This window comes from Mucilaginibacter sp. (assembly GCF_039935595.1).
Taxonomy (GTDB): Bacteria; Bacteroidota; Bacteroidia; order Sphingobacteriales; family Sphingobacteriaceae; genus Mucilaginibacter.
In genome coordinates this window covers 1-14936 of sequence record NZ_JBDTJZ010000093.1, presented here as the reverse complement: position 1 = coordinate 14936, position 14936 = coordinate 1, and the positions used below count along the sequence as shown (strand labels likewise).

Genomic DNA, 14936 nt, shown 5'->3' with positions numbered 1-14936 from the left:
CTAAACCACAAGCGGTGACGCTTGCGGGAGCGGGCGTTGAAAACTCGCGGTGATAACTATACTGTTTCAGCCTCTTCTTGGTCGTTTTCTTGAGCGGTTTTAGCCATAAGTTTATCCATTACGGCATCTTTATTGGCAAGCTTCTTTTTTGTATTTGATTCAAGAATGGCAGCAATTTTTCCTAAGCCGGGGATGCCCTCTAATTTATCAATAGCAACCTGAAACCGATAGCCTTGTTCCAGAGCTTCCATAATTGGGTGATCCGATGCTTCGTAATTTGATATTAATTTCCCTGGGTTTTCCGATGAAACCTGTAAAAAATTTGTCAATAGCTTGAATCGTAACTCTTCTGATTGATTTGGGTCTTTTAAATTGGTGATTTGTTTGCTCAAGCCTTCATAAGTTTTACTTATTACTTCTTTGTGAGCATATTCTTCTATTAATCGTTTAGATAAGTTGAGCTTTTTATTAGCCGACATCGTGAACCATAAAATTGGAATATACATTGGAACAATAGCCAAAACGAGTCTTGGCAAACGTCTAATAACTTCTTCTAAAGGCACTTCTTTCCAAAGAAAAACGCAACTAACAATTAGTGGTAATACACTGACGCCTATAAGCATGTTAATACCTCGAGAAAAATTTTTTTGCGATGCCTCTGACGACTTTACCTCGTCCGTCTTTTTGCTCGAAAACGCAGCACTTAGTCCTGCAGTTAATGCTTTGGGTAAAAGGCTTTCAATTTCTTCGATGATAGTATTATACCTTTGTTGATGTAGGTTTTCGAACTCCTTAAAACTGGCTGTAGATTTAGTATTCAATTCAATGATGTTTTTGTTCGCACCATCTAGTTGAAGTGTTAATTCATTATAAGTATTATCCAAGTCATCTTTTTCGCCACTATATTTTATTATTTTGCCGTCAGCACCCATTTCCGAATAACCAAAAATTTCACGATGCAAATCTTCAATTTCTTTCCGACGTTTGTTAGTTGCTGTTAAGCTGTCTGTAGATTTTGCCAAATTGGTTTCAGCAGTTTGAGCACTTTCTTTTAGTTGTTCAAGTCGATCTTCGAGATCGGGATATGCGGCTAAAAACCCATCCAGTTTAGTAATTCTTACCTCTAAATCGGTCAAATAATCATCTTGAGTTTGTCTGGCTTGTTCAATGCTAGCTATCTCAGTTGTCGCTATTGCGACACTGTTGTTAGCTTTTGTTACCGACTCGTTAATTGAACGAACATGTGTTTTTATTTGTGATAAGATTTGTTCAGTTTCTTGTAGTCTTTGTTCGGTTTTGTTTCTATATTCTGCAGCTTTTTTTGAACTTTGAGCGGCATCTTTTTCGGACTCAGAGGCGCTTTTTTGAATTTCTTTCTGCAAGTTTTTAGAAACTTTCTCTACTTCTGTTAAACGTTGCCATAATTTTTTTCGCTCATCATCTAAATATTCGATTTGTTTTCCTTTTTTATCGTCAAAAATTCCCATTGTGAAAGATTTAGGTTTACGCTATCATTGATAGCATTTTATAATGGATATGATACGCTAATATAAAAAATAACTTCGATAGTAAGCCCCCGCATAATATCATTATTATTAAGTATTTACGTTACATGTTAGTGATATCACTAACATGGCTAAAACTATACCTTACCTGTCATAATCTTAAGAAGACTTTCAATTTTACGATGGAGCTCATCAAAGGTGATTATTTCAACATCTTTGCAGTTATTACGGAACATTTCAAATGCATGCAATTGTTTTTCCGAAAGTGTAGAATGTTTGCCGATAATAATTAGTGCCTTTGAGTTAAGTGTTTGTACGTCCTTTGTCTTATAGGCATGGCTATAAAAATCTTTCTGAAAAAGATCACGCTGATTAAGTACTTGTGAAATGCATCCAGTTAATTCTTTTGTAAGCGCAAAGACATCATCACCTCGGTATGGTTTTTTCTCAACTAGCTCAGTTAAGTGAGTTTTAATCTCTACAAATGAAACATTATCGCTTAACCCGTTTTTAATTAGGAAATCACTGTATTTGCCATTTTTATTCTTATAATCTTTACCCCCGACATAAGCTTCATCCTGATGCAGTATTACTGGCTGAGCAAAAAGTGTTGAAAATATCCAACTATTCTTCTTGAGAAACCCCTGCCATTTCTTCTCCAGCGTTGGTGTATCGTTAGTTGTTTTAAGTAACGTATCATATTCTTTTAGGGCTGCCTGAATAAATTTGTTATCGATAATCTCCTTCGTTTTGACCAAATTAGTCTCCAAAAAAAAGTTTGGAAGCAAAGTTAACTTATCAAAAAGGTCCTTAATTGCACTTTTGTCGGAATCATTGAATTCTGTAATCGAGTTTTTCCATTCGGACAAAGCGGCAGTGAGCGTCCCAGATACATATCTTTTTTCAGGGGCGGGAACAGCCGCAGGAAACAGCTCATTCAATTCATGCAGTGCTGCACGCTCTTTCTCTTCCTTGTGGCGACCGTTGATCGTCGAAAATGCATCAAATAGGGTCTTAAGGGTGGTATCTGAGATAAAAAGCTTTTTCCCTTTTAAATCCATACTATCAGAGCCACCCTTTTCTATTATAACCTCCGAAAAATCGCATTTTGCATTTAAGTAATTGATTATAGGAGATAATACCTTTGTAAATCCATATCCAAATGTTGAAACTTTGTAAACGCCGGAAGGTAATTTCTTGTTAAAGCCTATATATACAAATTTCCTAATGGTCTTATACTTATCTTCTCCGCGAAATGGGGTTGGAAAATGTACTTCTTTATCTTCTTTTAAATAAATTTCCTTTGATACCTGGTCAATCTTAAATTCATCATCTTTAAAGAAAAAAATTTTCTTAATCGTCGTAATTGTTTTTTCGTATTCGGATGGTGCTGGGTTAACAGTTTTTGCCATATTTTTATAAAAAAAGCAGATTTAAACCGTCTGCAATATTTAAAGATACTGACAATCAGGAATAAAGACTTTAACTTTGGAAATTATTCTTGATTCACCCACTCCTCCGAGTTTTATAACTCATAGTTAGCCAAAAACAACGGAGCCCCTCCCTGGGCAATGTTTGCAAACTTCGTCCTAAAATGTAGCACGGATCTTACCCGGTTGTATTAACCTGAAATTCAATGCATTACGGATGCCTGTGCCCCGCTTTTAAGCAGGTAAAATCATGGTTAACACATTTTCGCCTTAAATTTCCATAACTATTTTATTATCAATTAGTTATGAAAAAAATAGATGAAAATGTGTTAAACGATGTTAAACTGTTTCGCTAGTTTTATAACTCGCTCTCAGCCAAAAACAAGCTTTCAGCTTATAGGTTAATTATCTAAAACAAAAGGCCCGCCTTATTTGGAGTTTATGGTAACTTTAAATAATAATTTACATGACACCCCAGCCAAAAACACTTGAGGAGTATTACCTCTCAAAACCCGAGCCTTACCAAAGCTGCCTGCTGGCCCTGCGGGATATTATGCTGCACGCCAACCCCGGCATTTGCCACGTGCGCAAATACCAGATACCTTTTTTTACCTACAACGACAAAAAATTAGGCTACCTATGGCTTAACGGCAAAAAGCTGATGCTTGGTTTTTGTGTGGACAGGAAATTACAGACGGAGATGAATCCCGGCGTTAAGCCGAAGGATAAATATGAGTCGGTACAGATAGACCCAAATGCCGATCTGCCTGTCGAACTTATCCTGCAAAAGCTACGGTATTATATTGACCTTATTGAAAAAGCGCAGTAAAACATTATAGCGCTATTCCCCCGCTAATTCCCTCCCTTGGGAGGGGTGCGGTTGCCTGTGAAGTGGCAGGGAGGGGTTTGTCAGCTAAACCCCTCCCTACACCTCCCGGCGGGAGGGAATCGCACATGTCCAACCCGCCTTTCTAGCTTTTCCGAACGGCTCTGCCTGTGTTGCTATTGTGACCCACAAACCGGATGTCATCAAACTATTTACGCATACGTTGGTTGAAATACAATATTAGCTGATTGACAGCGTTTTGTCCGGGGCTTTCGAATGCGTCCGGCGTTGATTTAATATGATAAATAATATATTATCAACAGAAAGTAAACAAATTGCTACGGTTAAACGTGATATGATTACTATTGTCTTATAATAAAAATAATGTAATGAATACCCCTAGCCTATTGATTGGTGCAAAGCGCCCTGACCTTGTTATAAATGAAACTTTACCCGACCTCATTCGCGAGGCGGCACATCTATACAACAACAAAACAGCATTAATATTTGGAAACCAACAATTAACCTATGCGGAGCTTGACCGATGGAGTGATTATATAGCGGCTTTTATTGCCGGTAAGGGAATTGGCAGGGGCCATTCAATAGGCGTGTGGCACAACAGGGGGCTTCAATTACACGCTGTAATATTGGGTATTGCTAAATCGGGCGCGGCCTATGTTCCGCTTGACCGGGAAATGCCCGAAGAGCGGCTGCAAACCGTAATGCAGGAAGTAGGCGCGGCTGCCTGCTTTAGCGATGGGCAGCCAAATTTATCCTGCCCGGTTTTTACCATACCGCACTTCCCGCAAATTGATGAGGATTTTGAAATACCGGCTGGGCCGATGCCTGATGATCATGCTTATGTACTATACACTTCGGGAAGCACGGGCAAGCCCAAAGGTATACCCATTTCGCACCGTAATATTTGCCATTTAGTTAGATCGGAGCAAAGCGTTATCCAAATACAGCCAGACGATAGAGTTTACCAGGGCTTTTCGGTTTCATTTGATATGTGGTGCGAAGAAACCTGGATCAGCTTGCACGCAGGGGCCACTATTTGGGTAGCCGATGCCATAACCGCAAAAACCGTTGATGAACTGGGCGGGGTGCTGCGCGAAAACCATATCACCGTATTACATGCAGTACCCAGTTTATTGGGTGTAATGGATGATAATATACCAACCCTTCGTCTGGTAAACGCGGGCGGCGAAGCCTGTACACCAGCCGTGTTGAACCGCTGGAGCAAACCCGGAAAAAATATATTTTATAATAGCTATGGTCCTACCGAAACTACGGTAACGTCAACCATGGTTCCGCTGGTGCCGGGTGATATTATTAGTATTGGCGGCCCGTTGCCCAATTACAACCTGGGTGTAGTGGATGAAGATTTTAACCTGGTGCCTATGGGACAGGAGGGACAACTGATCATTTCGGGCCCTGGTGTGTGCGAAGGTTATTTAAATCGGCCCGAACTTACCAGTCAAAAATTCCTGCCAAAACCGGCTAAACTGGTAGATCTCCCCGGCGACAAAATTTACCTGAGCGGCGATGTGGTAGTTATACAACCCGATGGCCGTATAGATTTTCATGGCCGCATGGACGACCAGATAAAACTTCGCGGTTACCGTATTGAGCTTGGCGAAATTGAGGTTAAACTGAGCGAATTGTCCGGTATATCCGCGGCAGCGGTAGCGTTAAAGAAAAACGCCAATGGCCAGGACCATTTAGTAGGATACGTTACGTTAAAAACGGCAGTTAGCTTTAGCGAACCGGAAGCCCGCACAGCCTTAGCCCAAACTTTACCGGCTTATATGATACCGCTTTTTATGGTGGTACTGGATACTATGCCACGTTTATCAAGCGGTAAAATAGACCGTAAATCATTACCTGTACCGGAAGCCTTACTGGCAATGGAATTGGACGAGCCATTGTCTATAGATCCGGAAGCGCCCATAGCTGATAGGGTGATGGCGGCGTTATCGCACGTGTTTCCTAACCGGGAAATTACCCCTGATATGGATTTTTTTAATGATCTGGGGGGCGAGTCGCTCCTGGCGGCCAATTTTATAACCATCCTGAGGCAACAAGCCGGCCTGGAAAGGGCATCATTAAGGGATGTTTTTACCATACGGCCGCTTGTTAAATTGATCAAAGCTTTTGAAGAAACAGCAAAGGAAAGCAATCAGCCTAAAAAAATAGCCGGATTGTTTCACCGCATTCCGCCCTTGCGGTATTTCCTTTGTGGTTTAGGGCAAGCGATATCATTGCTTTTTATATATAGCTTATTCGCCATACAAATATTTATACCCTACCTGGGCTATTATTACGTAGTGGCTCAAACGGAGTCTGGAAGACAAGATCGCGGAATTGCTATTATAGTAGCCTTATTGCTTTATTGCATTGTGCCGCCTATTATTTTCGCGGTAGGTATAGGGCTAAAATGGCTGTTGTTGGGTAAAGTAAAAGAGGGCGATCATCCGTTATGGGGATGGTATTATTTTAAGTATTGGTTGGTTAAGCGCGTACTTGACGTTGCGCCCGAGCAATACATGAGCGGCACACCGATTTACCCCTTATACCTGCGTTTATTAGGCGCAAAAGTAGCTAAGGATGCACAGTTAAGTACCATATCCATAGGCGCGCATGATCTGGTTGAAATAGGTAGTGATGTAACCCTTAGCTCGGGCGTGGTTTTGGATAACGTTTCTGTTGAAAATGGTATGATTAGCTTCCGCAAAATTAAGATCGCAGATCACGGCTATGTAGGGAGCAGTTCTGTGCTATCAGGCGGAAGCAATGTACTTGAGTGGGGCGAACTGGCAGATTTAAGCCACCTGCAAGCCGAAAAAACTATAGGCGTACGCGAGGTTTGGAAGGGCAGCCCTGCTGAAAAGAGCCACGAGGTGCCGGCTGGCGATTTGCAGCAGCCATTGTCGCCCTTAAAGCGGAAAACAAAGAAGTATGGGTTGATCTATAGTGTGTTATTGGTGGTTTTTCCTATTGTGATATTATTGCCATTGTGGCCTGTTATTGAAATACTAAACTACCTCGACCTTTCAACGCCTGCCGATTATGATTTTGGCTATTTTGTACATATACCATTACTCACCCTGATGTATATAGTGCTTTTTGCGTTGGAAACGGTTGTTGTATCGAGGTTACTTTTAAAAGGGATCAAACCGGGGATATACCCGGTATACAGTCGTACCTATGTCAGAAAATGGCTGGCAGACCAACTTATTTCAACAGCCCTGGTGGTATTGCACCCAATTTATGCCACGGTGTTTGTTTCGTTCTTTTTCAGGTTGTTGGGCGCTAAAGTTGGCAAAAATTCAGAAATATCAACCGCCAGTAACGTTACCCACACCATGCTTGAAATTGGGGACGAATGTTTTATTGCCGATGCCGTTACCCTGGGCGAAGAAGATATTCGCGGACAGCGGCTAATCCTCAATCACACCAAAATTGGCGATAAAAGCTTTGTAGGTAACAGCGCCCTGATACCACAAGGATATGAATTGGGCAGTAACATGCTTATAGGTGTACTTTCAGTGCCGCCTACGGCCGCGCAGTTAGCTTCAACCCCGGCTAATGATTGGTTTGGTTCGCCCGCCATTGCGCTTCCGCGCAGGCAATCCAGTGGAGATTTTGCCGCATCATTAACCACTAAACCCAGTTGGCAGCGTAGGTTGGCACGTGGCATAATTGAGACTATCCGTATTGTATTGCCCGAAACGGTGATAATTTGTTGTAGTGTGCTTTTTATAGCTTATTGCCACGATTTAGTAAAAGACAGGGGCGTATTGCAGGTTATTGGCCAGTTACCTAAGCTGCCATTTTATTATTTAATTTATATGGGGCTACCGGCTTTCTTTATTACACTGATGCTAAAGTGGGTATTTGTTGGGGTTTATAAAACCACCCAAAAACCCATGTGGACGCATTACGTTTGGCGCAGCGAGGCCATAACATCTACATACGAAGCGTTGGCCGCACCCTTTATGCTTGATTTTTTGAAAGGAACACCGTTTTTGCCAATGGCACTGCGTTTATTTGGCGTTAAAATAGGTAAACGTGTTTGGATGAATACTACAGATATTACCGAATACGATATGGTTACCATAGGCGATGATGCTGCGCTTAACGAAGACTGCGGCCCACAAACTCACCTATTTGAAGATAGAATTATGAAAGTAGGGCCGGTTAACATAGGCGCACGAACCAGTATAGGCAGCCGTAGTATTATTTTATATGATAGCCATATAGGCGATGATGTTACGTTACAGCCCTTATCGCTGGTTATGAAGGGCGAGCATCTGGCTTCGGGCACACATTGGGGAGGTAGCCCGGTGAGGCCATGCTGATAGAAAAACTGTCGGGTCTTTGACCATAAAACCATTATCGGCACGCAGTAAAAAACCCGTCATGGTAGCAAAACATAAAAGATATTGCGCAGAGGCTAAAACACCAAAGCCTGATAGAAATATCAGGCTTAGTGGGAGTTATCGGTGTTAAACAGTAATAGCTTAACTATATTTTATACGCTTATTTGGCGGTAGTTACAATTGTTGAACCGCCGCTCAGCATTAAATCGGTTTTTATTTTATTATAAACCGTAGGGTTGATAGCGCTGGTTATTAAGATCGTGTTATTGGTTCTAACTGTCTGATCAATTTCCTGCGCGCTAACGTTAGCCAATAGTTGGCTTAAATGTAAACTTACTTTGGCCAATAAATTGGTTTTTCCATCAATGGTCAGGTCATTAGCTACGGCTACAATTTCGGCATCATCGTTAAAATCAAATTCAATAGGTACGGTATTGCCCGCTTTGGTTGTGTAGGTCCCTTTCAATACAAATGGTAAAGTTGTGGTGGTTGATTTAGCTAAAACAACATGCAGTTCAACGTTGGTATAAGTGCCATTAACTATAGTAGCGTTGATAGTAGAAGGTAACGTAGCAAATAGGTCAACATTTACCAGGCCACTTGAGACAACCTCAAAAGCTACACCGGCTTTTTTTGCCTCAAACTTGAATTTACTGATATTAGCGGTAGCCGTTGTCCAGGCAACAGATGCTGTACTTGTTGCCGCAAAAGTAGTTAGGCCCCCGCCTACACTTCCATTGCCAGATGCCAATGTTGCCAAAGCATTGTCAGACTGCATGGCAAAAGCCATCTGCGCTGAGGTATCGGTTGGTGTTGGCGAAGAGTTTTTTGTGCATCCTATAGCCAGCAGCGAGAGGGCTACAGAAAAAGCAAAAAGTGATAAATAGGTCTTTTTCATAAAATGAGTTTAATCGGTTATATTAATTAGTTAAACAAATATAGAAATTATCAACTAACTTGTTTTTTTAATTTATTAAGTATGAGTAAATTAGCATTTTTGGTTAATGGCTATTGGATATGTTTGGTAAATTTTAATCACCCGTTTAGCGCAACTTTTGTTTATACGCATTCGGGTAGCTTTTGGTTATATGGGATAAAACGACAAAGCCTTTAGAAATTAATCTAAAGGCTTTTAAAATTGTGGGAGTTACTGGGTTCGAACCAGTGACCCTCTGCTTGTAAGGCAGATGCTCTGAACCAGCTGAGCTAAACTCCCTTGTTTTGTTAACCCTTCGGTCAGTGACTCTTCCGATTGAAATCGGAATGCTCTGAACCAGCTGAGCTAAACTCCCGTCGTTTTGGGATTGCAAATATAGAATTATGTGGCAACTCCTCAAAATAAATTTTGAAATAGTGATTAATGCTTGATTTATAGGAGAAAAATTGGGGGTTAGTAATCATCATTTGAACTTATAGGGGCAATTTTGCCACGCTTTGAACATTGTTTTGTGCGATGTGCGTTTGTACAGGTGGTCGTACATGTTCGTACAATATGGCAGCCATACTAAGGTAATTTAACCATAGTAAATAAAAACGCCAGGCTTCTCAGCTTGGCGTTTTATTTAGGAGTTATCATTTCTTATCCTTGACTTTGTTACTATTCTCAGTCATCATCATCGTCTCTATGGTGGTTCCTATATCCGCGACCATAATATCCATGTTCTTCAATTTCGTGCATGCGGTGATAATAATTCTGGCGCTCCCGTATACGATCATAGTAATTTTGTTGGTAATAGATACGTCGCGGGGCATCATAATCTACCGGAGCGGGACCTTCGTAAACTTGTTCCTGATAATATACAGGATTGTGGTGAACCACGACAACACGACGTGGATAATCATAGTAAGGGGTTCCAAAATTTAAACCTACATGTACACCAACCTGGGCTTTTGCTGCATTAACACTTAGTGTTGCAGTAAATATTGAGATTAAAAAAATTATACGTTTCATAGTCTTTCTAATTTTATTTTTATAATGTGATGCATTCTAACATCGTTTTACTATTCTGACTATTAGAAACTATCCAGGGTTTAACTGTTGGTATCGGTATAGGGCCTAAGTTATTGAGTTAGAGAAAAAAATAAATTAAAAGGCTTTGAATGAATCTTGTCAAATGCCAAGCTACAGCCTGGTATTCGTTTTCAAATTCAATAAATTGTGCGGAAAGGTTGCATAATCATTTCAGCAAAGTTAGGTGTGCGTATGGACATATAGCAAGGAACTACGGCATAAACACCGCCCAATTAACGGCCTTGCACTTTTTTGGATGAGTAAAAGCTGATCTACATTGCCACATTTTGCCCCGGTCGCGGGTCTTCAGGCAGAATTTCCATTTGCGGATATTCTATATAATCAGCATACCATTGTATGGCGCCTACTACATCCAGCGCGTCTTCGGCTTTTATATCAATGGTTTCAAACGCGTATAATTTTGAATGGGCGTATCCATATAGCTGTATCTCGTTACTGTTGGGGCTGAACCTCTCGTTGTTAAGGCAAAAGACCTTGATCTTTAATCCTGTATCGCGCGAGTGTATCACGTCCCGGCATGGGTTATGCGGGTCGGTAGCTAACAGGTATATATTATGGTCCATGTAGGGTGTAACAATACAGGGGCGTTATGGTTTGTAATAATATATTTTGTGTGCAAATTTATGCCACAATATGGGAATTTGTTTCCTCAACAAAACCGGCCAACATTACCCAATAGTTCATTATGGTGGCATTTTGGCCTTTATTTACAATTGGCATTTCGTTTGACTTAAAACCTATAATTGCCCTTTTCAAAAAAAGGGGTGTTTTTCATAGGTAGATGTAGGGTCGAAAACTGCGAGAGTCTTTCGGCCCTTTTTTATGCCTTTTAGTTTTAATTATCTTTGCGGTATATGACCATTAGTGCCGGCCTGCCCTTTAAACTGCTTAACCAGGATATTTTATTATTACCACAACGAGCTATTTACTGGCAGCAGGAAAAAGCGCTGATTGTTGCCGATGTACATTTGGGCAAGGTGGGCCATTTTCGTAAAGCGGGTATTGCGGTACCCCGCGATATGGAGCAGGATGATCTGGCCGTACTTTCGGACCTGGTAGCCGAGCATCATCCCGAAAAAATAATTTTCCTGGGCGATTTTTTTCATAGCGATATGAATGCCGATTGGGAATGGGTTAGGCTATGGCGACAGCAATTCCCCCAACTACATATCCTATTAATAAAAGGCAATCATGACATTATTGATGAGCGGCACTACAGCAAACTGAATATTTTAATATATAACGAGTTTATAATAGGTCCGTTTTTAATGCTGCACCACCCGTTAACCGGTGCCGAACTGCAAAAAGCAAAGGGCTATGTTTTTTGCGGGCACATTCACCCGGGCATAAGCCTGGTTGGCAGGGGGCGGCAGGCGTTAACCCTTCCTTGCTTTGCCTTTGGCAGCGGGCAGGCCATATTGCCATCATTTGGCAAATTTACCGGCAGGGTTGCCATACGCAACAGCAAGACCGATAAAATATTTGCCGTAGCTAAAGATAAAGTAATTGCTATTGATTAATGTTTGGCCAGGTATTGGTTAATTGATACGGGCAACTCGCTGTAATATATATCAGCATAAATAATACGACCCTGCCCATCTAAAAGGTAATAAGTGGGGAGTTCTGTAACGTTCCAGTTTTTTGCGTTTGGCGAGTCGTCGCCTTTCAGGTCGCAAACCTGGGGCCAGTTTATTTTGTCTTTTTTAATTGCCGTTACCCAGTCGTTTTTATCGGTATCAAATGATACGCTGATAATACCCAACGCATCACCTTGTATACCCGGTAATAAACTGCCCAGCATATTTTGGTGATTTTCGCGGTTTTTTATACTGCCCGATCGCCAAAATTCTACTAATACAATCTTTTTATGCAAGTCTTTAACATTTACCTTTTTGCCATCGGGTGTTTCGCCGTAAAAACCGGGAGCCATGCTTCCCGGGGAGAGATTAACCAATATATTTAATTTCTGCCCCACCTTTTTACCATCATCACTGTTTTTAACAGCCGGATCAAGCTTTTGAAATATTTTATAGTAAGCCGCCGCCTTGCTTTCCATAGACATGTTGTTCATAGCATGGGCAATAGCTTCATTTTTGGGGTATTTACTTGCAAATTGGTCTAAAGTAGACGGGGCCGCTTTTAATGCTTCATCCTGAGCATGTTTAAGGTGGGTAATGATAGCTTGATATTCAGCGTCAGGCAATAGCGCAGCGCGCGGATCATTCATTTTCTGTGTCCAAACGATTACTTCATTATTTATTTTATACAATACGCTATCTGTGAAACGAAGGTACTGGCTAAGATCATTTTGGATTTTTGATGAGCTATGAATAACAGGGTATATTTCTTTTTTATCTGCTGAGAGTTCAAGGTTGTATTTCCCGGGTTCGAGGTATATTTTATACTTTGAGCCCCGGGCTCCGGGTTTACTTATTTCTAAATTGTAATACCCCGACTCATTTAATACCTGTTGCTCAATTTTAAATTTGCCCGATTGAACATTGGCGCCATAGATAGTTTTATCGTTAGTACCAACAATACTTACTGTTGCACCATCCATGCCGGGTGCGATACCGGTAATTTCAATGTTTTGAAATTGGCAGCCGGTTAAAAGTACCAAGGCGATTATTGTGTAAACAGTTTTCATGGCTTTGTTTCGGTTTGTTTAACAAGTTGTTGTAGCTGCTCGCCCACCTGTTTGCCCTCATCGCTGTTTTTTGCTTTTGTACTCAACTTATTGTAAAGCATATAATACGCACCGGGGCTGGTTTTGTAATCCATATTGGTTATAATATGGGGTACAATATCGTTTTGCGGATATTTTTTTATAAACATATCCATTACAGCTATGTGCATACCCCGTTCACGCTTGCGCGTCGATTCTACTTTTTCAATAATTTTATTGATCTCGGCATCGGGTAAAAGTTTGGCCTTCGGGTCATTTAGTTTAGCCACCCACATATCTTTATCCTTGCGGTAATCAGTCATCATGCTATCTTCAAAGGTATAATAGGCTGATAAGTTGTTTTGTGTTTTGGAGTTGGTAGTAATATGAAGATAGTCGTGGTCATTTTCGGGTATGTTAATTATGTAACTGCCTGGTTCCAGGTAAACCTCATAATCGCGCGGAAAAGCTCCCGACGTAACAGAAAATGTATAATAACCCGATGCCGGCAAATTTTCCTGCTTTATATCAAATTTTCCTGCAGTTATATTGGCACCAAAAATGGTTTTACCAAAAAGATCAATAATGCTCACAACACCTGTATCCATCCCCCGCGCGGTACCCGATATTTTGATGTTTTGAAAATTGCACCCCGCCAAAAGCAAGGCGAAAAAAATAAAATAGGCTGGTTTCATTGGGATAAGGTTTAGGATGCACTAAATTAATAGTTTATTTTGAATATTTTAGAAATCAACCATTTTAGATTGTTTCTAAATAACCATTAACCCCATAATAACCCGCAACCATTTATATCTTTTGGCTTTTAATAAATACTTTTGCCAAAATAAATTTTTACATTATAATGAGCGAAATTAAACAAACCTTTAACTCATCGCTGGGCAAAAAGCTTATAATGGCTTTAACAGGGTTGTTTTTGTGTACTTTTTTAATAGTACACTTAGGCGGTAACCTTTTGTTGTTTTGCGACGACAATGGGTATAGCTTTAATATGTATGCCAATTTCTTAACGCATTTCCCGCCGATAGAAGTTATTGCATACCTATTGTACCTGGCAATAATAGTACATGCTATTTATGCATTGGTGTTAACCATCGGCAATAAAAAGGCACGTCCGGTAACGTATGCTGCCCATAATGATGCGCCAGCCTCGTGGTCGTCAAAAAATATGGGACTGCTTGGATCAATTTTGTTGCTATTTCTTGTAATACACATGGGCGATTTTTGGTATAAGTATAAGTTTACCAATACGGTAACTTATAAAGAATACCGTACCGATGTACTTACCAACCAAACTACGGTTAGTGATTTTACCCCTGCCGACCCAACTTTTGAGCATTCATCAACCACCGAGGGCGATACAGAGATAGTGAGGGTTAAAGATCTGCACGCACGGGTACAAGAAAGCTTTAGCCAGTTATGGTATGTTATAATTTATGTAATAGCCATGGGCGCGGTTGCGTTTCACCTGTTGCATGGTTTTCAAAGCGCGTTTCAAACACTGGGATGGCGCCACCGTAAATACACGCCCGTAGTGAAATTTATAGGTACCTGGTTTTTTGGGGTAATTATACCATTGGGTTTTGCCCTGATGCCGATAGTTTATTATTTAAAGAGTTTAAAATAATTACGATGTACGATTTTAGATTTACGAGCCAAGCGCATAATTCTAAAATCGTAATTCGTAATTCGTAAATAAAAGAAGAATGAGTTTAGAAGCTAAAATCCCTGCCGGCCCATTAGCCGAAAAATGGAGCAAGCATAAATTTAACTTAAAGCTGGTTAACCCGGCCAACAAACGTAAATACGATATCATAGTTGTAGGTACGGGTTTGGCAGGTGCATCAGCCGCCGCTTCACTGGCCGAGTTGGGTTATAATGTTAAGGCATTTTGTTTCCAGGACAGCCCGCGCCGTGCGCACTCTATTGCGGCACAGGGTGGTATCAATGCAGCTAAAAATTATCAAAACGACGGTGACAGTATTTACCGCCTGTTTTATGATACCATTAAAGGCGGCGATTACCGTGCCCGCGAAGGGAACGTGTACCGATTGGCCGAAGTATCTGTAAACATC

Annotated in this window: 12 protein-coding genes and 1 tRNA gene; 5 read left to right on the top strand and 8 right to left on the bottom strand. The window is 40.9% G+C overall.

The window, feature by feature from the left end:
* Window positions 1-56: 56 nt before the first annotated feature.
* Window positions 57-1487: a hypothetical protein gene (locus ABI367_RS06135; RefSeq protein WP_462228544.1), complete on the bottom strand. Its 1431-nt coding sequence runs from the start codon at window positions 1485-1487 to the stop codon at window positions 57-59.
* Window positions 1488-1642: 155 nt separating this feature from the next.
* The gene (locus tag ABI367_RS06130; protein WP_462228543.1) at window positions 1643-2917 is read right to left on the bottom strand and encodes a Shedu immune nuclease family protein; all 1275 of its coding nucleotides are present in this window, start codon (window positions 2915-2917) and stop codon (window positions 1643-1645) included.
* Between the two features lie 484 nt (window positions 2918-3401).
* On the opposite strand from ABI367_RS06130, the gene ABI367_RS06125 reads away from it, so the two are divergent.
* Window positions 3402-3764: a DUF1801 domain-containing protein gene (locus ABI367_RS06125; RefSeq protein ID WP_462228542.1), complete on the top strand. Its 363-nt coding sequence runs from the start codon at window positions 3402-3404 to the stop codon at window positions 3762-3764.
* A gap of 386 nt (window positions 3765-4150) precedes the next feature.
* Window positions 4151-8125, top strand: coding sequence for a Pls/PosA family non-ribosomal peptide synthetase (locus ABI367_RS06120; RefSeq protein WP_462228541.1), 3975 nt, complete (start codon window positions 4151-4153; stop codon window positions 8123-8125).
* Window positions 8126-8306: 181 nt separating this feature from the next.
* On the opposite strand, the gene ABI367_RS06115 is transcribed toward ABI367_RS06120, so the two are convergent.
* The 4 genes from ABI367_RS06115 to ABI367_RS06100 form a co-directional block, all read right to left on the bottom strand.
* Window positions 8307-9044, bottom strand: a complete 738-nt coding sequence (locus ABI367_RS06115) for a hypothetical protein (protein WP_462228540.1) — start codon at window positions 9042-9044, stop codon at window positions 8307-8309.
* A 243-nt stretch (window positions 9045-9287) separates the two neighbouring features.
* A tRNA-Val gene (locus tag ABI367_RS06110) sits at window positions 9288-9362 on the bottom strand.
* A 387-nt stretch (window positions 9363-9749) separates the two neighbouring features.
* Window positions 9750-10097 carry a hypothetical protein gene (locus ABI367_RS06105; RefSeq protein WP_462228539.1) on the bottom strand — a complete coding sequence of 116 codons (348 nt, stop codon included), beginning with the start codon at window positions 10095-10097 and terminating at the stop codon, window positions 9750-9752.
* Window positions 10098-10429: 332 nt separating this feature from the next.
* Window positions 10430-10741 carry a hypothetical protein gene (locus ABI367_RS06100; RefSeq protein WP_462228538.1) on the bottom strand — a complete coding sequence of 104 codons (312 nt, stop codon included), beginning with the start codon at window positions 10739-10741 and terminating at the stop codon, window positions 10430-10432.
* A gap of 291 nt (window positions 10742-11032) precedes the next feature.
* Here ABI367_RS06100 and pdeM point away from each other — a divergent pair, with 291 nt between their 5' ends.
* Window positions 11033-11698 (top strand): ligase-associated DNA damage response endonuclease PdeM, encoded by a 666-nt coding sequence (gene pdeM, locus ABI367_RS06095; RefSeq protein ID WP_462228537.1) that lies wholly within the window; start codon window positions 11033-11035, stop codon window positions 11696-11698.
* Here pdeM and ABI367_RS06090 read toward each other — a convergent pair.
* Both ABI367_RS06090 and ABI367_RS06085 read right to left on the bottom strand, forming a co-directional pair.
* On the bottom strand, window positions 11695-12825 hold the full coding sequence (locus ABI367_RS06090) for a TlpA family protein disulfide reductase (protein ID WP_462228536.1): 1131 nt from the start codon (window positions 12823-12825) through the stop codon (window positions 11695-11697). The two genes, pdeM and ABI367_RS06090, sit on opposite strands and share 4 nt — an antisense overlap.
* Window positions 12822-13538 carry a hypothetical protein gene (locus ABI367_RS06085; RefSeq protein ID WP_462228535.1) on the bottom strand — a complete coding sequence of 239 codons (717 nt, stop codon included), beginning with the start codon at window positions 13536-13538 and terminating at the stop codon, window positions 12822-12824. The genes ABI367_RS06090 and ABI367_RS06085 overlap by 4 nt, the downstream gene beginning before the upstream one ends.
* Window positions 13539-13705: 167 nt before the next feature.
* Here ABI367_RS06085 and ABI367_RS06080 point away from each other — a divergent pair, with 167 nt between their 5' ends.
* Together ABI367_RS06080 and ABI367_RS06075 are read left to right on the top strand one after the other, a co-directional pair.
* Entirely contained in the window at window positions 13706-14488 is a 783-nt protein-coding gene (locus ABI367_RS06080) for a succinate dehydrogenase cytochrome b subunit (protein WP_462228534.1), read from the top strand.
* A 79-nt stretch (window positions 14489-14567) separates the two neighbouring features.
* On the top strand, window positions 14568-14936 hold a 369-nt coding region (locus ABI367_RS06075), incomplete at its 3' end, for an FAD-binding protein (RefSeq protein WP_462228533.1).